We start from the raw sequence: 25,848 nt of genomic DNA, 5'->3' as shown, positions 1-25,848 counted from the left end.
GGCCGGGACTGAGAGGTCGGGGACTGGGGATCAGGCCTGGTCGCGGCGGCGCAGGACCAGGGCGATGCCCGTCGCACCGGCGCCGATCAGGCCGACGCCACCGGCCAGCATTCCGGCGCGCGATTCGACGGACTCGACGGACTCCACGCCGGCCTTGACGCCGCCCTTGGGGACGGGCGGCAGCGCGGTCGGGCTCTGCTGCTTGTCACCACCGCCATGGCCGGGGGTGCCCTGCCCGCCGGGCTTCGGCGCACCGGACGGCTGTCCAGCAGGGTTGTCACCGCCCGGCTTCGGCGCACCGGACGGCTGTCCAGAAGGGTTGTCACCGCCCGGCTTCGGCTGACCCGAGGGCTGACCACCAGGATTGTCGCCACCCGGCGTCGGCCCACCTGACGGCTGCCCACCAGGGTTGTCACCGCCCGGCGTCGGCCCACCACCGTTCTTGGTCGCATGCACCCGGCCGCGGTCGTCCAGGGTGAAGGTGTAACCGCGGTACTGTCCGCTCTCCTCCCTACCGCTGCCACTGAGCACCATCAGCGTCATCACCAGCTCACTGTCGGCGGTGTAGATCCTCGCCGTGTAGGTCTCCCCGGCTTTGGTGACTTCCGCGACAAAGCCATCGATCAGCTTCTCCCTGTCAACCTTCTCCTCCTCCCCTTGCCCTGTGGGTGACGAGCTCGGCGACGGGCTCGCGCTCGACGTCGGCGGCACGGTATCGGCGGCCAGGGCGTCCACGGCCGGGAGCGCCACGGCGCCCAGCAGGCCGGCCGCTATTGCTGCGGTACAAAAACGAGTACGCATTGGTTTCCTGAAACTCCTTCGATTAACCGCCCGATCGGGGCGGCCTGTGATCAACGCTAGGCCAGGAAAAGGGAGTTCTTGCGAAATCGCGCAGCCGAGTTCACCTTCGCCGTCAAAGCACACACCTTCGCCCGGAGGTCGGATTTCGAAAGTCCCCGCGATATTCACCCGAGCGGTCAATTCCAGCACCCGAAGTGATTCACTTCCGTTGCCCCGCCGTCAACTTTCTTTCGGCCCGGCCGGGTTCCCATGTTCCAGGCCAGCCCTGAACGACGAAGGAGCAACCGATCGTGGAGGATCGACCCCGGCCGTGCTACCAGGAGCTCGCCGCCCGCCTGGTCCGAGGGCTTCCCCCGGGCCTGTCGACGGAACGGCTGCCGCCCGCGTGGAAGATCGCCCGCTGGTACCAAGTACCGTTGTCCACCGCCCAGTTCGTCCGGCGAGCCGCAGTGACCAGGCTGCGCCCGCCGCTCCAGCTGCTCCCCGGCGATCCCGGCTGCCCGCCCTGGGTCGGCCTGGCCGAGGACCTGCGCGAGCGCATCCGGGCCGGCCGCCTGAGCGGGCGGATGCCGGGGCGGAAGGCCCTCGCGACCGCCTACGGGGTCGGGATCGACACGGTCGGCAAAGCCCTCACCCTCCTCGCCGAAGAAGACCTCGTCGAGATCAGACCGGGGACGCAGGGAACCTACGTCGCTCAAGCCGTACTCGAACAGCAGTGACGCCGATCCAGCCGGACCGTACCGAGCCGTCGGGCCGGAGCCTGCGGCCAATCGGTTGATTCTGCGCTGCGCGTGACATCCCTTCCCCGATGACCTCGAAGCGTTGCTGACATCTTGTTGGGCGTCGGTTTCGACAGCGGTTTCCCAGCGGCTTCGGCAGCTGTTTCCGGAAGGTGTGATCATGCAGGCGCCCCCCACCGACAGCACCGTCAGCCGTCCGCCCCGGCAGTCCGACCCCGGGGCGCGGCGCACCCAGCCGTACCTGTTGCCGCCCGTCGTGGGCAGCGCGTGGTGGGTCTGGGCGCTTGCGGGGGCGCTCTTCGCCGTCTACACGACGCTGTCCGTGCGGATCCATGAGCGGATGCTCTCCAACAGCTACGACCTGGGCATCTTCGAGCAGGTGGTCCGCTCGTACGCGGACGGGCACCTGCCCGTCTCCGAGCTGAAGGCGCCCGGCTTCCCCGTGCTGGGGGACCACTTCTCCCCCGTGCTGGCCCTGGTGGCCCCGTTCTACTGGGTCTGGCGCACGCCCGTCACGCTGCTCGTGGCGCAGGCCGCACTGGTGACCGTCGGGATGCTGCCGCTGGTCTTCTGGGCCCGGCGCAGGCTGGGTTCGGGGCCCGCCGCGGTGATCGGGGTCTGTTACGGCCTGTCCTGGGGGGTCGCCAGCGCGATCGGCTTCGACTTCCACGAGGTGGCCTTCGCCGTGCCGCTGCTGGCCTTCTCGCTGACCGCGCTCGGCGAGGCCCGGTTGCGCGCCGCGGCGTGCTGGGCGCTGCCACTGCTGCTGGTGAAGGAGGACCTCGGGCTGACGGTGGCGGTGATCGGCCTGCTGATCGTCCGGCGCGGGAACCGGAGGCTGGGGCTCGTCACGGCCGCGGCCGGTGTGGCCGGGTCGCTGCTGGCCGTCCTGGTGGTCCTGCCGGCCTTCAACCCGGGCGGGGACTTCGCCTACTGGTCGTACGTCAGCGGCCAGGGCGCCGGCGGCGCGGGCGGCGGGCCGGGCGCGGGCACCCTGGCGGCGGGCCTGCTGTACAAGGGGACGGTCGGTCTGATCACCCCCGAGGTCAAGGCGACGACGCTGCTGATCCTGCTGGCCACCACGGTGTTCCTGGCGCTGCGCTCCTCGCTGGCCTGGGTCGCGGTGCCGACGCTGGTGTGGCGGTTCTTCTCGACCAACGCGTTCCACTGGGGCACCGGCTACCACTACTCACTGGTGCTGATGCCGATCGCCTTCGCCGCCTTCGTCGAGGCCCTGGCCGCCCGGCGCGCCCGGCCGGGCAGCGTGCGGCGCCACCTCCTGGGCGCGGCGGCGGTCTGCCTGCTGCTCCTGCCGCAGTTCCCGTTCTGGCAGTTGGTCCAGCCGTCCACCTGGCGGAGCGACCCCCGGCTCGCCGTCGCCCGCCGGCTGATGGACCGCATCCCGGACGGCGCCACCGTCCAGGCCTCCACCCTGCTGGTGCCCCAGCTCACGGACCGCACCACCGTCGGCCTCTTCGGCTGGGAGCCCAGCCGGCCCGACTCCCAGTGGATCCTGGTGGACACCCGGACTCCGTGGAACAAGCGCTGGCCGCTGTCGCCCGAGATCGAGCGGAACCGGCTGAACTGGCACCGCGCGCACGGGTACCGCGACGTCGCCGACGTGGACGGCTACGTGCTGCTCATCCGGACCGGCTGAGCACGCCCGGACCGGACGCCGACACCGCCTGCTCCGCGAACTCCCGGTTGGCCACGGTCTGTTCGCGGTAGGGGCGGGGCAGCTCGGCGATCTCGAGCAGTCGGTCGCAGGCCGCCAGCGAGCCGCGCGCGTCACCGACCCAGTACGCGGTGATCGAGTACTCGAAGAGCAGCCCCCAGCGGTAGACCCAGGGCTCGGTGAACAGCCAGTCGTTCGGCATGCCGCGGTCCAGCCCGGCCCGGGCGAATGCGTGGGCGGCCTGGTACCGGCCCATCCGGCGCAGGTGGGAGGTGAGCTGGTAGCAGGCCTCCAGCCGTCCCGGGCGGCTCTCCCAGGCGCGCAGCAGGGCGTCCATGGCTGACGGCCAGTCACCGGCCTCGGCGGTCAGGACGCCGACCTGGAGCAGTGCGTAGTAGACCTCCTCGGGCCAGCCGCCCATGCCGGCCCGCCGCCGGTACAGCTCGATCGCCTCGGCGGTGCGTCCGAGGTCGCGCATCGTCTGGGCGAGGTAGAAGACCGCGCGGGAGTTGGCGGGATCGCGCTCCAGCTCCTCCCCCAGCAGCCGGGCGTCGCGTTCGAACTTGTCGGACCGGGAGCCGCCGTCCGCGAAGTGCTCGATGACCAGCGCGTCCAGCTCGGCCGGCCGGTCCGGCTGGTCCGTCGTCAGGTACTCGTGGGTCGAGCCCTCGTAGCGCCAGTCGACGGTGCCGCGGACCAGCCGCTTGATCCGGTACTCCAGGTCGGCGGCGTGGCGCAGCAGGTAGGAGTCGGCCGTCAGCTCGGGGAGCGGGCCCTCCCGCCGGACCACCATGTCGGCGTCGATCAGCAGCAGGTAGTCGGCCTTGCCGCGGGCGTGGCGGATGTTGAGCGTGCGGTTGTGGCCGAAGTTCGTCCAGGGCTCCTCGTGCAGCTCGCCGGGGATCCCGGCCAGCGCGCGGCGGACCAGCTCCTGGGTCCCGTCGGTGGATCCGGTGTCGGAGACCACCCAGGTGTCGACGAGATCGCGGACCGAGGCGAGACAGCGTTCGATGACCGCCGCCTCGTCCTTGACGATCATGCACAGGCAGATGGTCGGCTTCCGGCCGCCGAGGCGGGGAGCGTCGGCGCGGGGGGCGTCAGGTCGGGTCACAACGGCCTCTCGGGGTGGGGCGGAGGGCTGCGGGTCCTGTCGTGCGCGCACTCGGGCGCGCATCGCGCTGGCGATGGTATGCGGGCCCGCCCGCATCCCTCGGCGCAACACGATGTCAGGCCAACGGGTTCGGGCCGTCCGTGTGATCACGGTGAGCCGGGTCGGTGACATTGCGGTCCGTCGGCGCCGGAAGCCGCTGCTCCGCCCGAGTCAATGGCGGTCACCGGGCGGGCCGGATCGACCTGCCGGTCCCCGACCAACGAGGAGGAACCGGGTGTCTTCACGCGGATCGCAGATCCCGAAACCGGCGGTGCCGCACCGCCGCAAACAACGCGCCGCGGGCGCGGCGCTGCTCATCACGGCCATCATGTCGACCAGCGGCACCGCGTTCGCGGCCGGAATCCAGTCCTACCTGCCGCAGCTGAGCCAGCCGAGGGGCGGGGGTCACGAGGAGGACCACTGTCCGCCGGACGGGCAGGAGTGGGGCGGCGAGCAGTCACCCGAGGACGGCGGGCCGCCGCCCGAGGGCGGTCGGCAGTCCGGCCCGGGTCGATCGCTCCGCGGCGGCGAGGACGGCAACGGCGGTGGCGACGAGCACGGTGACGGGGACCACCACGGCCATCACGACCACGTGATCGTGTGCGTGGGACCGACCGGCCCCACCGGACCGACCGGGCCCGAGGGCGAAACCGGCCCGACCGGCCCGACGGGGCCCGCGGGTGAAGGCGTCACCGGCCCGACGGGGCCGACCGGTCCGACGGGGCCGACGGGTCCGACCGGGGCCACCGGCAACACCGGCGCCAAGGGCAACACAGGCGCGACCGGGCCCACCGGACCGACGGGTCCGACCGGCCCCACCGGAGCTACCGGCAACACGGGCGCGACAGGAGCCACCGGACCGACGGGTCCGACCGGAGCCACCGGCAACACCGGCGCCATGGGCAACACCGGAGCGACCGGGCCCACCGGACCGACCGGCCCCACAGGACCGACCGGCCCGACCGGCGCCACGGGCAACACCGGCGCGACAGGAGCGACCGGACCGACAGGTGCCACCGGAGCGACCGGCAACACCGGCCCCGCCGGCCCGTGCATGGCCATCGACTCGACGATCCACGGCATGGTGCTCTACACCGGCGTGGTCAAGAACGGCGTCGTCCAGGTCGGCAGCGCGCCGCTCAACGGGCCGAACGCCGACCTGACCAGCTGGTCGACCCCGCCCCCACTCCCCGTGGGAGCCGCCCCCGCCTGCGGTGTGGCTGTGGCGGACCACGGCAACGCCATCGTGGTGGAGACCATCACCACCGACGGCACGGTGTACCGGACCTTCTGCACGTTCGCGACGGCGGACGGCGCGACCCCGGTGGACTGCGTGACCGGCAACCCGGGGTGGACGGCGATCACCAACCAGCCCGCCAGACTGAGCTCCGGCGCCCCGCCGTTCGGCGTCGAGGAGCACCAGCACTCCGGTGACACCGGGCGGACGCGGTCGATCAAGGTGATCTGGGAGCCGTACGTCCGCCGTACCTCCTGACCCCGGCGGTCCCACCGCTCGCACCGACACGCCCGTCCCCGGCCGCTGCGCCGGGGACGGGCGTCCTCGTGCCCGCGCCACCGACCGGCGGGCACTCCCTCAGGGCAGGACGACGACCTGGCCCGCGTACGACAGGCCGGCGCCGAAGCCCACCAGAAGGGCCAGGCCGCCCGGTTCGACGGCGCCCTCGCTGAGCAGGCGGTCCATGGCGAGCGGCACCGAGGCGGCGGAGGTGTTGCCCGCGTCGGTGACGTCCCGCGCCACCGCGACGTGCGCGGGCAGGGACAGTGACTTCGCCGCGGCCTCGACGATGCGGACGTTCGCCTGGTGCGGGATGAAGGCGGACAGTTCCTCGGCGTCCACCCCGGCCGCCGCCAGGGCCCGTCGGCCGATCTGCGGGACGGTCGCCACGGCCCAGCGGAAGACCGCCGGACCGTCCATCCGCAGGGTCGGCCACGCAGCACGATCGGACGCGTGACCGGACCGGCGCAGCGCCGTCCACGGGGACGAGTGGGCGATCGCCGCCGAGGCCGAACCGTCCGCGCCCCACACCACCGGGCCGATGCCGGGGGTGTCCGCGGGGCCGACCACCACCGCGCCGGCGCCGTCGCCGAACAGGAACGCGGTGCCCCGGTCGGTGGGGTCGACGATGTCGCTCATCCGCTCCGCACCGACCACCACCACATGGCGGCCGTGCCCGGAGCGGACCAGGCCGTCGGCCAGCGCGAGCGCGTGGCAGAACCCGGCGCAGGCCGCGCCCACGTCCACCGCGCCCGCCCCGGCGGCGCCGATCCGGTGCGCCAGGCGGGGCGCGGCGGGCGGCGACTGCTCCAGGTGCGACATGGTCGCCAGGATCACCGCGTCCACCGACTCCGGCGGCACCCCCGCGTGGGCGAGCGCCTTCAGGGAGGCCGCCGCGGCCATCTCCACCAGCGTCTCGTCCGGCGCGGCGAAGCGGCGGGTGGCGATGCCGGAGCGCCGCCGGATCCACTCGTCGCTGGAGTCGATGGCCGGGGCCAGTTCGTGGTTGTCCACCACCCGGCTCGGCCGGTACGCGCCGACGCCGAGGATCCGCGCGCCGCCGACCGGCGCGGGGGCCCGCAGCACCCCGGTCACCGCCCGGCCTCCACCCGTTCGCGTGGCGCCGCCGCCCCGGCCGCCCCGAACTCGCCGTCCAGGTAACGGCGTCGGGTCTCCCGGCGCTGGACCTTGCCGCTGGAGGTGCGCGGCAGCGAACCGCGGCGCACCAGCACGATCTCGTCCGCCTCCAGCCGCTGGCTGTCGTGCACCGCGCGGCGGATCCGCTCGCGCAGCTGCTCGCCGCCGGCCCGCAGCGTCCGGCCGTCCGCCTCGACCACCAGGACCAGGCGCTCCCGGCTGCCGTCGTCGGCGGAGAACGCCGCCGCGCAGTTCGGGTGCAGGCCCGGGTCGGCGTTCTCGGCGGACAGTTCGATGTCCTGGGGGTAGAAGTTGCGGCCCTGGCGGATCACCACGTCCTTGATCCGGCCGGTGACGAACAGTTCGTCCCGGTGCCGGAAGCCGAGGTCGCCGGTGCGCAGCCAGGTGCGCCGCTCGGCGCGGTCGGCGCGGCGGGCCCGGAAGGTCCGCTCGGACTCCTCCGCCCGACCGTGGTAGCCGGCGGCGACACAGGGGCCGCTCACCCAGATCTCGCCGACCTCGCCGTCCGGCCGGGTGGCGCGGGTCTCCGGGTCGACGATCCGCAGCAGGGTGTCACCGACCACCCCGCCGCAGCCGATGCTCGGGACGACGGCGCCGGTGCCCGCCCCGGCCTCGGGCACCTCGACCGCCCGTCCGGCGCGCAGCTCCTCGGCGGACAGCCACAGCACGGTCGGCACCCGGTCCTCCGGACTGCCGGTGGCCTTCAGGGTGTTCTCGGCCAGGCCGTAGCCCGGGCACATCGCCTCCGGGCGGAAGCCGGCGGGCGCCAGCGCCTCGGTGAAGGACTTGAGCGTCTGCCAGCGCACCGGTTCCGCGCCGTTCGCGGCCACCCGCCAGGAGGACAGGTCCAGGCCGGGCGCGAGCTCGCCCTCCGCCACGGCGCGGGCGCACAGCTCGTACGCGAAGCTCGGCGCCGCGGCGTGGGTGCCGCGGAACCGGGAGATCGCCTCCAGCCAGCGGGCCGGGCGGCGGATGAACGCGTCCGGGGTCATCAGGTACGAGGGGATGCCCGCCCACAGCGGCAGGACCACGCCGAACAGCATCCCCATGTCGTGGAAGAGCGGGAGCCAGTTCACCACCCGGGCGTCGCCCCGGCACGGCCAGAGCCGGTCGGTCTCGTCCACGTTTCCGCCGAAGTTGGCGTGGGTCACCCGCACCCCCTTCGGCGTGCCCGTCGAGCCCGAGGTGTACTGGAGCAGCGCCGGCTCCTGGGCGCCGATCGGGCGCGGCTGCCAGGCCGCCACCGCCCCGGGCGCCGTCCGCTCGGCCTCGGCGGCGAGGGAGGCCGGGTCGTGCAGGGTCAGCCCGGTCAGGTGGGGCAGTGTGCCGAAACGATCCTCCAGGTCCCGCTTCACCTCCGCCGTGGTGAGCACCACGGTCGTCCCGGCGTCGTCGGCGATCCTGCGCAGCCGTTCCAGGCCGCGGGCGCGCGACGGCACCTGCACCGGCGCCGCCACCACCCCCGCGTACATGCAGCCCAGCAGGTCCGACACGAACCCCGGCTCGGACGGGTGCAGCAGCACCACGCTCCGCCCGCCCAGCCCGAGCGCGGCCAGCCGCGCCGCGACCTGCCGCGCCCGGACGTCGAGCTGCCGGTAGGTCAGGGTCTCGGCGATCTCCTCGCCGTTGCGCAGGAACACGTACGCCAACTCGTCCGGCTGCTCGGCGCTGCGGCGCGCCAGCACCTCGGGAAGGCTCGGCAGCGCGCCGGGCGCGGCGCCGGGAACGGAATCGGTCATGGCAGGCATCCCTCGATATCGCTTGGGGCCGGGCGGGGTCGGACGGGGCGGGGTCGGTTCTTCGGACGGCGCTTCAGACGGCTCGTCGGTACGGTTCGGGGCTCAGGCCGCGACCAGGCGCACCGGGAGGTGAGTGAGGCCGTGGAACTGGTAGGAGCGCAGCCGCCGGGAGGCGCCGGCCGGCCGGAACTCGGCCACCCGCTCCACCAGCGTGCGGAACATCAACTCGACCTCCAGCAGGGCGAGATGGCGCCCGATGCAGAAGTGCGGGCCACCGCCGCCGAAGCCGAGGTGCGGGTTCGGGTCGCGCCCCACGTCGAAGCGGAACGGGTCGTCGAACACCTCCTCGTCGCGGTTGGCCGAGGTCAGGTGCGCCACGACCTTGTCACCCGCCCGGATCAGCCGGCCGCCGATCTCCACATCGGTCACGGCCGTCCGCCGGAACACCTTGGTCGGGGTCTCCCAGCGGACGATCTCCTCCGCCGCGGTGGCCACCAGCGACGGGTCCGCCTTCAGCCGCGCCCACTGCTCCGGGTGCGCCATCAGGGCCTGCACCCCGCCCGCGATCGCGTACCGGGTGGTCTCGTTGCCCGCCACCGCGAGCAGCACGAAGAACGCCTGGAACTCGCTCTCGGTCAACTGGTTGCCGTCCGCGTCGCTGCTGACCAGCCGGGAGACGATGTCACCCACCGGGCAGCCGCGGCGCTCCGCGCCCAGCACCGCCGCGTACTGCGCCATCTCCTGCGCGGCCGCCCGTGCCCCCACCGCGCCGCCCGAGTCCGGGTCGGCCTCCCCGGCCACCCCCTTCGACCAGGCGAACAGCCGGTGCCGCTGCTCCCGGGGCACCCCCATCAGCTCCGCGATCACCACCAACGGCAGCTCGGCGGCGACCAGTTCGACGAAGTCGCCCCCGCCGGCGCGCAGCGCCTCGTCCACGATCCGTTCGCACTCGGCGGCGATCCGGTCCCGCAGCTGCTCCACCATGCGCGGGGTGAACCCGCGGTTGACCAGGCTGCGGACCCGGGCGTGCTGCGGCGCGTCCTGGTTGATCATCATCATCCGCTGCATGCCGATGGCCACCTCGTCGTACTCCATCGGCTGGGCGCCGGCCAGCTGGGAGGAGAACAGCTCGGGCTTGCGGGCGATCCAGGACACGTCCGCGTGTCTGGTCACCGCCCAGTGGCCGGCGGGCAGTTGGGGGTCGCGCTGGCGGTACGCCGGGGCCTGGCTGCGGAGCACGGCGAAGTCGTGGTGGGGCGGGGTGGGCACGTACTGGTCCGGGTCGAACACGTCGATGCCGACGGGGACGGCTTGCGGGGTCATCCATGACTCCTCGGACGGCGGCGGAGGGCGGAGAACGGGGACGGGGACCCGGCCGGGCGCGTGGGCGGGGCCGCGGTCAGCGGTCAGCCGACCAGGGCGGGCCGGCGCTCCTCGGCCAGCGGGCTCAGGAAGTCCTCGCCGAGCCGGGCCCTGGTCGCCGGGTCGGTGACGCCGAGGCCCGGACGGTCGGCGAGGCAGAGCACGCCCACCTTGCCGGTGTGGCCGTTGGTCTGCACCAGCCGGGCGGCCTCGCCGACCTCCTCCAGCGGGTACACCCGGGACACCACCGGGGCCAGCAGCCCGAGCCGGTAGAGCCGCATCATCTCGTCGGCCTCGCCCAGGTTCATGCCGTGACTGCCGATGATGCGCTTGAGGTTCATCCAGAAGTAGCGGTTGTCGAAGGTGTGCTGGTAGCCGGTGCTGGAGCCGCAGGTGACCACCGTCCCGCCGCGTCGGGCCACGATCACCGAGATCCCGAAGGTCGCCCTTCCGACGTGGTCGAAGACGACGTGGGGGTCCTCGCCGACCTGCTGCCGGATCGCCCGACCCAGCCGCTTCGCCAGCTCCACCGTCTCGTCGGCGGACTCGGGAGCCCGGCCGATCCCGATCTCCTCCCGGTTGATCACCACGTCGCAGCCCAGCCGGCGCACCAGCTCCGCCTTGCGCTCCGAGTTCACCACCCCGACCGGGATGCCGCCGCCGTTCTTCACCAACTGCACGGCGAAGGCGCCCAGTCCACCGCTGGCACCCCAGATCAGCACCACGTCGCCCTGCTTGATCCGGGCCCCGCGGTCACTGACCAGCATCCGGTACGCCGTCCCCCCGCAGAGCGGGATGCTCGCCGTCTCCTCCCAGCTCAGGTGCCGCGGCTTGGCCACCAACTGGCTGGCCCGCACCACCGTGTAGTGCGCCAGCCCGCCGAAGTTGGTCTCGTAGCCCCAGGCCTTCTGGTCCGCGCCGAGCATGCCGTCGGCGTGCGTCACCGGGTCCTGGTCGTCCACCACCGCGGTGCTCACCGCGACGTGGTCGCCGACCTTCCAGCGGCGCACCCCGGCTCCGGTACGGACGATCACTCCCGCGGCGTCCGAGCCGATCACCTGGTACGGCTGGTCGTGCCGCGCGGCGTACCCGCCCGCACGGGCGAAGCGCTTGAGCGCGCCGAAGGTCGACACCGGCTCGAAGGTCGCGGACCAGACCGTGTTGTAGTTGACCGAACTGGCCATCACCGCCACCACCACCTCGTCCGGGGCGAGCTCCGGCAGCGGCACCCGGCCGACGTGCAGGGAGCGGCGGACGTCCTTGTCCGCAACACCCCGAAACATCGGGACATCTTCCTGTCGCAAATGCGCGGCGGTGTAATCCTGCGGCAACGCAAGACCCGCCAACTCCTCCGGCGGCGCGCCCCGCAGGACCGCCTCGGTCAGCTCATCCACCTGAATTCCCCTCACCAGCACGAAGTGGCCGTCCGGAACTTCCCCATGGCCGTCTCCGACGCTACGCGCGCACCATCCGGGTCGGGAACCCCTAACGCTCCGCACCGCCGTCGGGGGACGAATACGCAGGTCAAGGCTGTTCGCCTTGGGGCGGAGCCCGCCCGGGACCCCGGGCTGGACGGGCATTCCGGCCCGATAGATAGGGGTGGACCGGAAAACCGGCGGACGCCGATACTTCCAGGACGCGCACCGCTCCGAACGGGCACGGTGCGCAATTCCCGCACCGAACTCGAGGCGGAATCGACGGAACCCGGCGAGGGGATTCCCACCGAATCCCCGGGGAGCCGGCCGCGATACCGCTCCGCTCTTTTCCGTGCGGCACGCACGGCCCGCGCAGCTTGCGCAGCCCGCGTACAGAAACCCGATTCACTCCAGAAGGGGTGCCACTCCCACCATGACGCGCCAGGACCAGCACCCCGCCCCTGCGACACCGGAGCTGCCGCCGAACGCGGTCGCCGTGGTCGGCCTGGCCTGCCGGCTGCCCGGCGCTCCCTCCCCGGACTCCTTCTGGGCCCTGCTCGCCGAGGGCCGCAGCGCGATCGGCCGCCCCGCCGCCCACCGCGGACTCGACCCCGATCTGCCGCCCGCCGGCTACCTCGACCACGTCGACCGCTTCGACGCCGACTTCTTCGGCCTCTCCCCGCGCGAGGCCGCCGAGACCGACCCGCAGCAGCGGCTGCTGCTCGAACTCGGCTGGGAGGCCCTGGAACACGCCGGGATCCCGCCCGCCAGGCTGCACGGCAGCCGCACCGGCGTCTTCGTCGGCGCGATGGCCCACGACTACCGGCTGCTCCGGCACGGACCGGACGCGCCGCCGCCCTCCCGGCACACCCTCACCGGACTCGCCCACGGCCTGCTCGCCAACCGGATCTCCTACACCCTCGGCCTGCACGGCCCCAGCCTCACCGTCGACACCGCCCAGTCCTCCGCCCTGGTCGCCCTCCACCTCGCCCACCGGGCCGTCCGCGACGGTGACTGCGAGCTGGCCCTGGCCGGCGGCGTCAACCTCATCCTGGACTCCGGAAGCACCGTCGAGGCCCGGGAGTTCGGCGGACTCTCGGCGGACGGCCGCAGCTACCCGCTGGACGCCCGGGCCGACGGCTACGCCCGCGGCGAGGGCGGCGGCCTGGTCCTGCTCAAGCGGCTCGACCGGGCCCGCGCCGACGGCGATCCGGTGCACGCGGTGATCCTCGCCAGCGAGACCAACCACGGCGGCGCGGCCGAAGGCCTCACGGTGCCCGACGCCGGAGCCCAGCGGCAGCTGATCCGACGGACGCTCCGGCAGGCCGGTGTCGACGCGGCGGACGTCCAGTACGTCGAACTGCACGGCACCGGCACCCCGGTCGGCGACCCGGTCGAGGCGGCGGCGCTCGGCGCGGCCTACCGGGGTGAGGGCGGCCACAGGGGCGTGGACAGGGACCCGGACGCCGACGAGGACCGGCTGAGAAGCGGCGCCCTGCTGGTCGGCTCGGCCAAGAGCAACGTCGGCCACCTGGAGGGCGCGGCCGGGATCGTCGGCTTCCTCAAGGCCGTGCTCAGCCTCCGGCACCGGCAGGTCCCGGCCACCCTGAACCACCGCACCCCCCATCCGCGCATCCCGCTCGACCGCCTCGGGCTGCGGGTGCCCGACGCCCTCACGCCGTGGCCCGACCCGGCGCGCCCGCCGGTCGCGGGCGTCAGCTCCTTCGGGATGGGCGGCGCCAACTGCCATGTGCTGCTGACCGTGCCGCCGTCCGCTGCGGAGCCGGTGGGCGCGGCCGGACCGGGCTCCCGGGCGGGCGGGTTGGCCTGGCCGCTGTCGGGTCGCACCGAGGCCGCGCTGCGCGCCCAGGCCGCCCGGCTGGCCGAGCACCTGTCCGCCCGGCCGGGCGCCGATCCCGACGCCGGACCGGACGTTGACCCTGAGTTCGACCCGGCGGCGCTCGCCGAGGCGCTGGCGACCACCCGGACCCACTTCCGGCACCGGGCCGTGCTGCTCGGCGAGCACCGCGCCGATCTGCTGGAAGGCCTCCGCGCCCTGGCGGACGGCGCCGCGGACCCCCGGGCCGTCCTCGGGACCGGGCCGGCCGGGCCGGTCGGCGGCCTCGCCCTGCTGTTCTCCGGCCAGGGCAGCCAGCAGGCCGCCGCCGGTCGCGAACTGTACCGGTTGGTACCGGAGTTCGCGGCCGCCCTGGACGACGTCACCGCCGCGCTCGACCCCCACCTCGACCGGCCGCTGCGCGAGGTGCTGTTCGCCGAGCCGGGCTCCCCCGGGGCGGCGCTGCTCGACCGCACCGAGTACACCCAACCCGCACTGTTCGCGCTGGCGACCGCCGTCCACCGGCTCGCCGAACAGCGCGGCCTGCGGCCCGCGTTCGTGCTCGGCCACTCCGTCGGCGCGATCGGCGCCGCGCACGCCGCCGGGGTCCTCGACCTCGCCGACGCCGCCGTCCTGGTCACCGCCCGTGGTCGGCTGATGCAGGCCGCGCGCGCCGACGGCGTGATGACCGCCGTCCAGGCCGGCGCCGACGAAGTCGCCCCGCTGCTCGCCGCCCACCACGGGCGGGTGTCGCTCGCGGCGGTCAACGGCCCCGACGCCGTGGTGCTCTCCGGGGACGCCGGAGCGGTCGCCGAACTCGCCGCCCACTTCTCCGAACTGGGCAGGCGGACACGGCAGTTGCGGGTCAGCCACGCCTTCCACTCGGCCCACATGGACAGCGCGGTGGCGGAGTTCCGGCGGATCGCCGCCGGGCTGCGCTTCCACCCGCCGCGGCTCACCGTCGTCTCCGAGGTGACCGGACGGGTCGCGGGCGCCGGGGACTTGAGCTCCGCCGACTACTGGGCCGAGCAGATCCGCCGGCCGGTCCGCTTCCACCAGGGCGTGCTCACCCTCGCCGAAGTGGGCGCGGCCGCCTACGCCGAGGTCGGGCCCGGCCGGGTGCTCGCCTCGCTCACCCGGCAGGCCCTCGCGGCCCGGCCCTCCGCCGACGGAGGCCGCCGCCACCCCGTCGTCCCGCTGCTGCACGGCGGCGCCTCGGAACCGGCGGAGCTGCTCCGCTCCCTCGCCGAACTGCACGTCCACGGTGTGGAGTTCGACTGGTCCGCCGTCGTCGGGCGGGGTGGCGGCGCCCGGACGACGCTGCCCACGTACGCCTTCCAGCGCGAGCCGCACTGGTTCACCGACTTCACCACCCCGCCACGGACCACCGAGGCACCCGCCCGCCTGGCCGTACCCGCCGCTGCCCCCGAGCCGCAGGCGCCGGCCGCACCACGGACGGGCAGGGCCGCCGGGCTGCCGCAGGTGCTGGCCGCCGTCGCCGCCGTGCTCGGTCACCGGGACGTCGAACGGGTGGACGCCGACCGGACGTTCCGGGACCTCGGCCTGGACTCCATCGGCGCGGTCGAGTTCACCGAACGCCTCAGCGCCGCCACCGGGCGCGACCTGCCCGCCACCCTCACCTTCGACCGCCCGACCCCGCGGGCGGTGGCCGACCACCTCACCGACCGCCTCGCCGACCGCCTCGCCGAAGACCAGCAGCAGGGCGCCGAGCCGCCGGAGGAGCCCCGGGCCGCCGCCGAGGAGCCGATCGCCATCGTGTCGATGGCGGGCCGCTTCCCGGGCGGGGTGAACTCCCCCGAGAAACTCTGGGAGTTGGTGGCGAACGGCCGGGACGCGATCGGCGCCTTCCCGGCCGACCGCGGCTGGCCCGAGCAGCTCTACCACCCCGACCCCGACAAACCCGGCCACAGCTACACCCGTCAGGGCGGATTCCTCTACGACGCAGGGCAGTTCGACGCCGAGTTCTTCGGCATCTCACCCCGCGAGGCAGCAGCCATGGACCCCCAGCAGCGCCTGCTGCTCGAAGTCGCCTGGGAATCCCTGGAACGCGCCGGGATCCGCCCCGCCGAACTGCGCGGCACCCGCACCGGCGTGTACGCGGGCCTCACCCAACTCGACTACGGCCCAAGGCTGCACGAGCCCGCGCCCGGTCACGAGGGCCACCTGCTGACCGGGAGCACCGTCAGCCTGGCCTCCGGCCGGATCGCCTACACCCTCGGCCTGGAAGGGCCGGCGGTCACCATCGACACAGCCTGCTCCTCCTCCCTGGTGGCCGTCCACCTGGCCGCCCAGGCCCTGCGCAGCGGGGAGTGCACCCTGGCGCTGGCCGGCGGCGCCACCGTGATGTCCACCCCCGGAATGTTCACCGAGTTCAGCCGCCAACGCGGCCTGGCCCCCGACGGCCGCTGCAAGCCCTTCGCGGCCGGCGCCGACGGGACGGGTTGGGCCGAGGGCGTGGGCGTGCTGGTGCTGGAGCGGCTGTCCGACGCCCAGCGCAACGGGCACCGGGTGCTCGCCGTGATCCGCAGCAGCGCCGTCAACTCCGACGGCGCCTCCAACGGCCTCACGGCGCCCAACGGCCGCGCCCAACAGCGGGTGATCGCCGAGGCGTTGCGGCGTTCCGGCCTGACGGCGGAGGAGGTGGACGCGGTGGAGGCGCACGGCACCGGCACCACGCTGGGCGACCCGATCGAGGCAGCAGCCCTCGTCGAGACCTACGGGCGCAGCCGGACCGGAGAGCCGCTCTGGGTGGGCTCGCTCAAGTCGAACGTCGGCCACATGCAGGCCGCCGCCGGAGTGGGAGCGGTCATCAAGACGGTCTCGGCCCTGCGCCACGGCGTGCTGCCGCAGTCCCTGCACGTCGATCAGCCCTCGGCCCTGGTCGACTGGGACTCCGGGGTCTCCCTGCTCACCGAGCAACGGGCCTGGCCCGAGCTGGACCGGCCGCGCCGGGCCGGCATCTCCTCCTTCGGGATCAGCGGCACCAACGCCCACCTCATCCTCGAACAGGCCCCGGAGCCCGCCGCCACGGAAGCCCAACCGGGCACCGGACTGCCCATGCTGCCCTGGCTGCTGTCCGCCCGTTCGGCGACGGCCCTGCGCGCCCAGGCGGGCCGACTGCTCGGAACCCTCGGCGAGGACCCCGACGTCGACGCCGTCGCCCGCGCGCTGGCCGGCACCCGTACCGTGTTCGCCCACCGAGCCGTCGTGACCGGCACCGACGCGGACGGCCTGCGGACCGCCCTGACCGCGGTCGCGGCCGGCGAGCCCACCACCGCGGCCGTCCTCGGCGAAGCGGGCGCCGCCGGGCGGACCGCCTTCCTGTTCACCGGCCAGGGCAGCCAACGGCCAGGAGCGGGAATCGAGTTGTACCGGACCTTCCCCGTGTTCGCCGCCGCCCTCGACGAGGTCAGCGCCGCCTTCGACCCCCATCTGCGACGCCCCCTGCGCGAGGTGCTCCTCGCCCCGCCCGGCAGCCCCGACGCGCAGCTGCTCGACCGCACCGCGTACACCCAACCCTCCCTGTTCGCCCTGCAGACCGCGCTCTTCCGACTCGTCCGCACCCTGGTGCCCGCGCCGGACCTGCTGATCGGACACTCCATCGGCGAGCTCGCGGCCGCGCACCTGGCCGGCGTCCTGTCGCTCGACGACGCGGCCACGCTGGTCGCGGCCCGTGGCGCCCTGATGGACGCGCTGCCCGAGGGCGGTGCGATGGCCGCGATCGAGGCACCGGCCGGGGAGGTCGAGGCTTCCCTGGCGGAGCCGGCGGGCCCGCCCGGCCGGATCGCGGTGGCGGCCGTGAACGGCCCGCGCTCCACCGTGGTCTCCGGCGACCTGGACGCGGTGGAGGAGGTCGTGGCCCGCTGGCGGGGCCGTGGCCGTCGGGCGGCCCGGCTGCGGGTCGGCCACGCCTTCCACTCCCCGCTGATGGAGCCGATGCTCGCGGAGTTCCGCCAGGTCGCCGAGCGGATCGCCTACGCGGAACCGCAGTTGCCGGTGGTCTCGACCGTCACTGGTCGGCTCGCGGCGCCCGGTGAACTGACCGATCCGGAGTACTGGGTGCGGCACGCCCGCGAGGCCGTGCGGTTCCACGACGGCCTGACGGCGCTGCGGGCGGCCGGGGTCCGGCGGTACGTCGAGATCGGGCCCGACGCGGTGCTCGCCACGCTGGCGGCGGACGCGCTCGCCGCCGAGGGCGAGACGGCCGTGGCCGTCCCGACCCTGCGGCGCGACCGCCCCGAGGTGGCCGGGCTGCTGGCGGCGCTCGCCGCGCTGTACGTCGACGGCGGCGAGGTGGACTGGCCGGTGCTGCTCGGACCTCCGCTGACGCCCGTCGAGCTGCCCGTCTACCCGTTCGAGCGCCGCCGGTACTGGCTGGACGCGCCGGCTCCGGCGGCGGCCGGGACGACCGGTGCCACCGGGCATCCGCTGCTCTCGGCCGAGGTCGAACTCGCCGACGGCGGTGGGGCGGTGCTGACCGGCCTGGTGTCCACCCGTACCCATCCGTGGGCGGCCGACCACGCCATCGCCGGGACGGTCCTGCTGCCCGGCACCGCCCTGGTCGAACTGGCCCTGCGGGCGGGCGAGTCGGTACGGCTCAGCACCCTGGAGGAGTTCACCCTGGAGGCTCCGGCCGTGCTGCCCGAGCAGGGCGCGCTGCGGCTCCAGGTGGTCGTCGGCCCCGCCGACGAGGCGGGCAGCCGCCGGGTGACCGTGCACTCCCGCCGGGCCGACACCGACCCGGGCGAGCCGTGGATCCGGCACGCCTCCGGCACGCTGGCGGCCCCCTCGGCCGAACCCTCGCACCGCCCGTCGCCGGAACCCCCGGCCGACGCCCCGGCCGCAGCCTCGGCTTCGGTTGAGCGCTTCTACGCCGAACTCGCCGCCGAGGGCTACGGCTACGGGCCCGCCTTCCGGGCGGTGACCGCGACCGGCCGACGCGGCGCGGAGTCGTACGCCGAGCTCCGGCTCCCGGCGGAGGTCGATCCGACCGGGTTCCTGCTCCACCCCGCGCTGTTCGACGCCGCCCTGCACCCGCTGGTGAAGGGGCACGGCGACCAGGGGTCCGGCCGGATCGCACTGCCGTTCTCCTGGTCCGGGGTGGAGCTCGGCGAGGGCTCCCCCGCGACGGCGGCCCGGGCCCGGATCATCCCGACCGGCCCCGACCGTGCCCGGCTGGAGCTGACCGACGTCGAGGGCGCCGTCGTCGCCACCGTCGCCGAGCTGAGGCTCCGCGAGGTGGAGACCTCCCGGCTGGGCGGTTCGGAGGCGGCGGTGGCCCGCGACCTCCTGCGGGTCGACTGGCAGCCGGCCGCGCCCGCGACACCGACGCCGGTGGGCTCGGTGGCCGTCCTGGACGCCCCCGAGCTGGCGGCCGCCCTGCGGGCGACGGGAGCGGCCGTCCGCGAGGTGGCCGACCCGCTCCCGCCCGCCGAGGGCGAGGCGCCGGACGTCCTGCTGGTCCGCGCGCCGACCGGTTCCGACGAGCCGCTGAGCGCCGCGCACGCGGCCGTCCGGTCGGTGCTGGCAACGCTGCAGGCCGTCCTGGCGGACGACCGTACGGCCGGTACCCGGGTGGTGGTGGTCACCGAGGGTGCGGCCGACGGCGGCGGTCCCCAGGCGCCGGCCGCGGCCGCGGTGTGGGGCCTGGTGCGGTCGGCGCGCAGCGAGCACCCGGGGCGGCTGACCCTGCTCGACCTGGACGGCACCCCGGAGTCGCTGCGCGCACTGCCCCAGGCACTCACCCTGGCAGAGCCGGAAGTGGCGCTGCGCAAGGGCGGGTTGGCGGTGCCCAGGCTGGTCCGGGCGGACGACGGCGGCTCGACGGGCGCCAGGCTGAGGCCGCTCGACCCGGACGGCACGGTGCTGATCACCGGCGGTACGGGCGCGCTCGGCGCGCTGCTGGCGCGGCACCTGGTGCGGACCGGGCAAGCCCGGCGGCTGCTGCTGGTCAGCCGGCGCGGTCCGGAGGCACCCGGGGCGACCGAGCTGCTCGCGGAGCTGGCAGCGCTCGGCGCCGAACCGACCGTCGCCGCCTGCGACGTCGCCGACCGGGCCGCGCTGGCCGGGCTGCTGGCGCGGATCCCGGCGGACCGGCCGCTGACCGCGGTGGTCCACACCGCGGGCGTGCTGGACGACGGCGTCCTCGCCGCGCTCACCCCCGAGCGCCTGACCGCGACGCTGCGGGCCAAGGCCGATTCCGCCTGGCACCTGCACGAGCTGACCGGCAGCGCGGACCTGGCGCAGTTCGTCCTGTTCTCCTCGGTGGCCGCCGTGCTCGGCACCGCCGGCCAGGCCAACTACGCGGCGGCCAACGGCTTCCTGGACGGCCTGGCCCGGCACCGGCACGCGCTCGGCCTGCCCGCCACCGCCCTGGCCTGGGGTCTGTGGTCCGGCCCCGGCGGGATGGGCGACCGGCTGGACGGCACCGGGCGGTCCCGCTTCGAGCGGCTGGGCCTGGCGCCGATCGGGGCCGAGCACGGGCTCGCCCTCTACCAGGCCGCGCTCGCCCGGCCGGACGCCGTCCTGGTCCCCGCCCCGACCGTCCCCGCCGTCCTGGCGGGCCAGGCCGCCGACGGCGGGCTCGCCGCGATCCTGCGCGCCCTGGTCCGCCGGCCGGCGGCCGTGGCCACCGTACGGGCGCATGGTGGGCGGCGCGCCGTCGCCGGACTGGCCGAACGGCTCGCCGGGCAGCCCGCCGAGGCGCGGACCGCGCTGGTCGGCGACTACCTGCGCGAGAAGGTCGCCGCCGTCCTCGGCCACGCCCCGCGGGCGCTGAGCGAGCACCGCGGCTTCCTGGAGCTCGGGGTGGACTCGCTGACCGCGGTCGAACTGCGCAACCGGATCAACGCGGACACCGGCCTGCGCCTGCCGCCCACCCTGCTGCTGGACCATCCGACCATCGGCGAACTGGCGCTGCACCTCCAGGCGGTCCTCGCTCCCGAACCGGCCGTCCCCGAACCGGCCGCCTCCGGCACCGACCGGCTCCGCGCCGACCTGAGCCGGCTGGCCGCGGACCTGGCCGCGCTGAGCGAGCCCGAGCGGGGCCCGCTGGTGGCCGAACTGCGGGACCTGCTCGCCCCGTTCGACCCGGACCGCGCCGGGCTGGACGCGGCCACCGACGAGGAGATCTTCGACCTGATCGCCGACGAGTTCGGCATCACCGACTTCGACAGCACCGACTTCGGCAGCACCGACAGCGAGGAGGACTGAGACGATGAACACGACGGAGGAGAAGCTGCGCGGCTACCTCAAGCGCGTCACCACCGAGCTGCGGCAGAGCCGTCGACGGCTGGACGAACTGGAGGCCCGGGAGTCCGAGCCGATCGCCATCGTGTCGATGGCGGGCCGCTTCCCCGGCGGGGTGAACTCCCCCGAGGAACTCTGGGAGTTGGTGGCGAACGGCCGGGACGCGATCGGCGCCTTCCCGGCCGACCGCGGCTGGCCCGAGCAGCTCTACCACCCCGACCCCGACAAACCCGGCCACAGCTACACCCGCCAGGGCGGATTCCTCTACGACGCGGGGCAGTTCGACGCCGAGTTCTTCGGCGTCTCACCCCGCGAGGCGGCGGCCATGGACCCCCAACAACGGCTGCTGCTCGAAGTCGCCTGGGAGTCCCTGGAACGCGCCGGGATCCGCCCGGCGGAGCTGCGCGGCACCCGCACCGGCGTGTTCGCGGGCGTGATGTACCACGACTACGGCTCCCGGTTCCGGCGCGCCCCCGAGGAGTTGGAGGGCTATCTGGTCGTCGGCAGCGCGGGCAGCGTGGTCTCCGGGCGGATCGCCTACACCCTCGGCCTGGAGGGCCCGGCAGTCACCGTCGACACCGCCTGCTCCTCCTCCCTGGTGGCCGTCCACCTGGCCGCCCAGGCCCTGCGCAGCGGCGAGTGCACCCTGGCGCTGGCCGGCGGCGTCACCGTGATGTCCACCCCCGCGACCTTCGTGGACTTCAGCCGCCAGGGCGCCAACTCCCCCGACGGGCACTGCCGTTCGTTCGCGGCCGGCGCCGACGGGACGGGCTGGGCCGAGGGCGCCGGGGTGCTGGTGCTGGAGCGGCTGTCGGAGGCCGAGCGCAACGGGCACCGGATCCTCGCCGTGATCCGCGGCAGCGCGGTGAACCAGGACGGCCGCAGCAGCCAGCTCACCGCACCCAGCGGCCGGGCCCAACAACGCGTGATCAAGGAGGCGTTGCGGCGCTCGGGCCTGACGGCGGAGGAGGTGGACGCGGTGGAGGCGCACGGCACCGGCACCACGCTGGGCGACCCGATCGAGGCAGCAGCCCTCGTCGAGACCTACGGGCGCAGCCGGACCGGAGAGCCGCTCTGGGTGGGCTCGCTCAAGTCGAACGTCGGCCACATGCAGGCCGCCGCCGGGGTCGGCGCCGTGATCAAGACGGTGGCCGCCCTGCGCCACGGCGTGCTGCCCCGGTCCCTGCACGCGGAGGAGCCCACACCGCTCGTGGACTGGGCGGCCGGCGTCTCCCTGCTCACCGAGCAGCGGGCCTGGCCCGAGCTGGACCGGCCGCGCCGGGCCGGTGTCTCCTCCTTCGGGATCAGCGGCACCAACGCCCACCTCATCCTCGAACAGGCCCCGGAGCCCGCCCCCGCCGCGCAGCCCCCCACCGGCCTCCCGTCCGTACCGTGGGTGATCTCCGCCCGCACACCGGCCGCCCTGCGCGCCCAGGCGGGCCGGCTGCTCGACACCGTCGGCGACCGCCCCGACCCCGAGGCCATCGCCCGCGCCCTGGCCGGCACCCGTACCGCGTTCGACCACCGCGCCGTGGTCACCGGCTCCGACGCGGCCGGCCTGCGCGCCGCCCTGGCCGCGGTCGCCGCGGGCGAACCCACCACCGCGGCCGTGCTCGGCGAAGCCGTCACCGGCGGGCGGACCGCCTTCCTCTTCACCGGCCAGGGCAGCCAGCGCCCCGGCGCGGGGCGCGAACTCCACGACACCTTCCCGGTGTTCGCGGCGGCCCTCGACGAGGTGACCGCGGCCTTCGAGCCGCACCTCCGGCATCCGCTGCGCGACGTGCTCTTCGCCCGCCCCGGCACCGCCGAGGCCCGCCTGCTGGACCGCACCGCCTACACCCAACCCGCCCTCTTCGCCCTGCAGACCGCGCTCTTCCGGCTGTTGGAGTCCTGGGGCGTCCGGCCCGACCGGCTCGCCGGGCACTCGATCGGTGAGATCACGGCCGCGCACGCCGCCCAGGTGCTCACCCTGCCGGACGCGGTCACCCTGGTCGCCGCGCGGGCCCGGCTGATGGACGCGCTGCCCGAAGGCGGCGCGATGCTGGCGGTGGAGGCCGACGAGAGCCTGGTGCTGGCCGAACTCGCCGCCGTGGACGGCGTGGTGGCCGTGGCCGCGGTCAACGCCCCGGGCTCGACGGTGGTCTCGGGCGAGGAGCGGGCGGTGCGGGAGCTGCGGGAACGGTTCCGGGCGCTCGGCCACCGGTTCAGCCGGCTGCGGACCAGCCACGCCTTCCACTCCCCGCTGATGGACCCGATCACCGCCGAGTTCGGCCGGATCGCCGCCACCCTGCCGCACCACCCGCCGCGGATCCCGATCCGCTCCGCCCTCGACGGCGAACTCTACGACGCCCAGCGCCCGTTGACCCCCGAGCACTGGACCGCGCACGCCCGGCAGGCGGTCCGCTACCTGGACGCGGCCCGCGGACTGGCGGCCGACGGCGTCACGGGCTTCCTCGAGCTCGGCCCGGACGGCGTCCTCGCCGCGCTCACCAGAGCGGCCCTGGCCGATGAACCGGAGGCCCTGGACACCTCGGACACCTCTGACACCCCCGACGGCTCGGATGACGCCCGGGCCGAGCCCGCGGTGGCCGCGCTGCTCCGTCGCGACCGGCCCGAGGCGCAGACCCTGCTCACCGCCCTCGGCACGGTCTACACCCGGGGCACCCCGGTGGACTGGACAGCACTGCTGGGCGGGGTCCGAGGCTCCGCGGACGTCCTCCCCACCTACGCCTTCCAGCACGAGCGGTACTGGTCCGCGCCCCCGGAGGACGGCGGCGGCGCGGCGGCCGTACCCGGCGAGGACGGTTTCTGGTCCACGGTCGCCCGGCAGGACGCCGGGACGCTGGCCGAGCTGCTCCGGGTCGACGACGAGGCGCAGCGGTCGGCGCTCGGCACGCTGCTGCCGTCACTGGCCGGTTGGCGGGCGGCACGCGAGCGGGACGAGGAGATCGACGGCTGGCGGCACCGGGTGGTCTGGCGTCGGGTCGCGGAAGGCGAGCCGACGGGCCCGGCCGGTCGCTGGCTGCTGGTGCTGCCCGAGGCGGCGCGGCAGGACGCGGACGAGGCCGAGCGGGTCTCGCTCTGGCGGGAGCTGCTGGAGGACGCGCTGCGGCGGGCCGGCGCGGCGGTCGGGCGGGTCGAGGTGGCACCGGGGGCGGACCGGGCCGAGTTCACCGCACGGCTGGCCGTCGGCGGTCGGCCGGGGACGGCTGACGCCCCGTACCACTCGAACGGCGTAGCGGTGGACCGGGCGACGGCGGCGGTGCTCGGCACCCAGGCGGTGCTCAGCCGCCTGGGCGCGGCCGATGCCGCGGACCCGGGCGGTCCGGTCACCGGGGTGCTGTCCCTGCTGTCGCTGGTCTCCGCGCCGCTCGAGGGCCGTCCGGCGGTGCCGGGCGGCCTGGCCGGGACCTTGGCGCTGCTCCAGGCCCTGGAGGCGGCCGGGTTCGACGCCCCGCTGTGGTCGGTGACCACGGGCGCGGCCGCCACCGGGCCCGGCGACCCGGTGGCCGATCCGGCCGGCGCGCTGGTGTGGGGCCTCGGGGTGGTCGCCGCCGCCGAGACCCCCCAGTGGGGTGGCCTGATCGACCTGCCCGAGGAGCCGGGCGGCCGGGCCGCCGCCCGCGCGGTGCGGGCGCTGCTCGCGGGTGGCCCAGAGGCGGAGCTCGCGGTGCGGGCCGAGGGCCTGTTCGCCCGGCGGGTGGTCCCGGCTCCGGCGGACGGCCCGGCCGTCGCGGCAGCCGCAGCCGCAGCCGCAAGCGCAGGCACAGGCGCAGGCGCAGCCCCGGAGGAGCCCGGCACCCGCCCGCGCGGCCCGGTGCCGCTGGCCGCGCCCCGGGGGACGGTCCTGCTCACCGGCGGTTCCGGCGCCCTGGCCGGGCACGCGGCGCGCTGGCTGGCGCGGCGCGGGGCCGAGCACCTGCTGCTGGCCGGCCGGCGCGGCGCGGCGGCGCCCGGGGCGGCCGAACTGGCGGCGGAGCTGACCGGCCTGGGGGCCGGCGGGGTGAGCTTCGCGGCGGTGGACGTGGCGGACCGGGAGGCGGTGGCCCGGCTGCTGGCGGAGATCCCGGCGGACCGCCCACTAACGGCGGTGCTGCACACGGCGGCGGTGCTGGACGACGCCACACTGGGCGCGCTGACGGTGGAGCAGCTGGACCGGGTGCTGCGGGTGAAGGCGCTCGGGGCCCGGCACCTGGACGAGCTGACCCGGGGGCTGGAGCTGGAGGCCTTCGTGCTGTTCTCCTCGGCCGCCGCGGTGACCGGCCTGCCCGGGCAGGGGAACTACGCGCCCGGCAACGCCTACCTGGACGCCCTGGCCCTGCACCGCCGGGCCGCCGGACTGCCCGCCACCTCGGTCTCCTGGGGCCTGTGGGCGGGCGCGGGCATCGCCGACGCGGAGGCCGCCCGGCAGAGCCGTCGGCACGGCTACCTGCCGATGGCCCCGGAGACGGCCCTGGCCGCGCTGGACCGGGTGCTCGCCGACGGCACCCCTCACCTGCTGGTCGCGGCGGCGGACTGGCCGGTGCTGGCGGCCGTGCGCTCCCATCCGCTGCTCGCCGAGCTCCTCCCGGCCGCCGACCCCGAGGACGGCGGCGCGGGGGCGGCGAGCGGTACGGATCCGGGGGCCGGGCTACGGGCGGAGCTGACCCCGCTGGCGGCGGCGGACCGCGCCCGGGAGCTGCTGCGCCGGGTCCGTACGGAGTCCGCCGCCGTGCTCGGCCGGGCGGACGGCGACACCGTCGCCGCCCACCGGGGCTTCCGCGACCAGGGCTTCGACTCCATCGCCACGGTCGAACTGCGCAACCGCCTGGGCCGGCTGACCGGTCTGCGGCTGCCGGCGACCCTGGTGTTCGACCATCCGACGCCGCAGGCCCTGGCCGAGCAGCTGCTGGCCCGGCTGGACCTGCCGACGCCGGCAGGTCCAGCCGGGACGGGCGGCGAACTGCTCGCCGGGCTCGACCGGTTGGAGCGGCTGTTCGCCGCCCTGGCGGAGGACGACCCCGCCCGCGACGAGGCGGTGCGACGGCTCGGCGCGCTGGTGGGCGCCGGGCACGGCTCCGCGCTCGGCGCGGGCCTGGCGGCCGCCAGCGACGACGAGCTCGTCGACTTCATCGGCCGGGAACTCGGCATCTCCTGACCGTCGCCCGTGCGGTGCCCTCCGGCCGCCGGTGGTGGCCGGGGCCCGC

General features: G+C 75.3%; 11 protein-coding genes. 5 read left to right on the top strand and 6 right to left on the bottom strand.

Annotated features, from left to right (window positions below):
• Positions 1-30: 30 nt before the first annotated feature.
• Positions 31-735 carry a hypothetical protein gene (locus ACFVXG_RS27365; protein ID WP_387931087.1) on the bottom strand — a complete coding sequence of 235 codons (705 nt, stop codon included), beginning with the start codon at positions 733-735 and terminating at the stop codon, positions 31-33.
• A gap of 356 nt (positions 736-1,091) precedes the next feature.
• On the opposite strand from ACFVXG_RS27365, the gene ACFVXG_RS27360 reads away from it, so the two are divergent.
• Positions 1,092-1,520 (top strand): GntR family transcriptional regulator, encoded by a 429-nt coding sequence (locus ACFVXG_RS27360; RefSeq protein ID WP_387931086.1) that lies wholly within the window; start codon positions 1,092-1,094, stop codon positions 1,518-1,520.
• 181 nt (positions 1,521-1,701) lie between these two features.
• Positions 1,702-3,198 (top strand): DUF2079 domain-containing protein, encoded by a 1,497-nt coding sequence (locus tag ACFVXG_RS27355; protein WP_387931085.1) that lies wholly within the window; start codon positions 1,702-1,704, stop codon positions 3,196-3,198.
• On the opposite strand, the gene ACFVXG_RS27350 is transcribed toward ACFVXG_RS27355, so the two are convergent.
• A complete protein-coding gene (locus tag ACFVXG_RS27350; RefSeq protein WP_387931084.1) occupies positions 3,182-4,327 on the bottom strand; it encodes a glycosyltransferase in 1,146 nt (381 codons plus the stop codon). The genes ACFVXG_RS27355 and ACFVXG_RS27350 overlap by 17 nt on opposite strands.
• Positions 4,328-4,601: 274 nt before the next feature.
• On the opposite strand from ACFVXG_RS27350, the gene ACFVXG_RS27345 reads away from it, so the two are divergent.
• A complete protein-coding gene (locus ACFVXG_RS27345; protein ID WP_387931083.1) occupies positions 4,602-5,861 on the top strand; it encodes a hypothetical protein in 1,260 nt (419 codons plus the stop codon).
• A 99-nt stretch (positions 5,862-5,960) separates the two neighbouring features.
• On the opposite strand, the gene ACFVXG_RS27340 is transcribed toward ACFVXG_RS27345, so the two are convergent.
• From ACFVXG_RS27340 to ccrA, 4 genes are all read right to left on the bottom strand, one after another.
• Positions 5,961-6,977, bottom strand: coding sequence for a beta-ketoacyl-ACP synthase III (locus ACFVXG_RS27340; RefSeq protein WP_387931082.1), 1,017 nt, complete (start codon positions 6,975-6,977; stop codon positions 5,961-5,963).
• On the bottom strand, positions 6,974-8,779 hold the full coding sequence (locus tag ACFVXG_RS27335; protein ID WP_387931081.1) for a fatty acyl-AMP ligase: 1,806 nt from the start codon (positions 8,777-8,779) through the stop codon (positions 6,974-6,976). Before ACFVXG_RS27335 ends, ACFVXG_RS27340 begins: the two co-directional genes overlap by 4 nt.
• Positions 8,780-8,881: 102 nt before the next feature.
• A complete protein-coding gene (locus tag ACFVXG_RS27330; RefSeq protein ID WP_387931080.1) occupies positions 8,882-10,102 on the bottom strand; it encodes a cytochrome P450 in 1,221 nt (406 codons plus the stop codon).
• 83 nt (positions 10,103-10,185) lie between these two features.
• Positions 10,186-11,535, bottom strand: coding sequence for a crotonyl-CoA carboxylase/reductase (gene ccrA, locus ACFVXG_RS27325; protein ID WP_387931079.1), 1,350 nt, complete (start codon positions 11,533-11,535; stop codon positions 10,186-10,188).
• 454 nt (positions 11,536-11,989) lie between these two features.
• Between ccrA and ACFVXG_RS27320 the strand changes: the two genes are divergently transcribed.
• Entirely contained in the window at positions 11,990-20,626 is an 8,637-nt protein-coding gene (locus tag ACFVXG_RS27320; protein WP_387931078.1) for an SDR family NAD(P)-dependent oxidoreductase, read from the top strand.
• Positions 20,627-20,630: 4 nt separating this feature from the next.
• Positions 20,631-25,799, top strand: a complete 5,169-nt coding sequence (locus tag ACFVXG_RS27315) for a type I polyketide synthase (protein WP_387931077.1) — start codon at positions 20,631-20,633, stop codon at positions 25,797-25,799.
• Positions 25,800-25,848 lie beyond the last annotated feature (49 nt).

Source organism: Kitasatospora sp. NPDC058162 (genome assembly GCF_042884005.1).
Lineage (GTDB): Bacteria > Actinomycetota > Actinomycetes > Streptomycetales > Streptomycetaceae > Kitasatospora.
The sequence above is the reverse complement of the archived record's forward strand: the minus strand, read 5'-3'. Positions and strand labels throughout refer to the sequence as shown.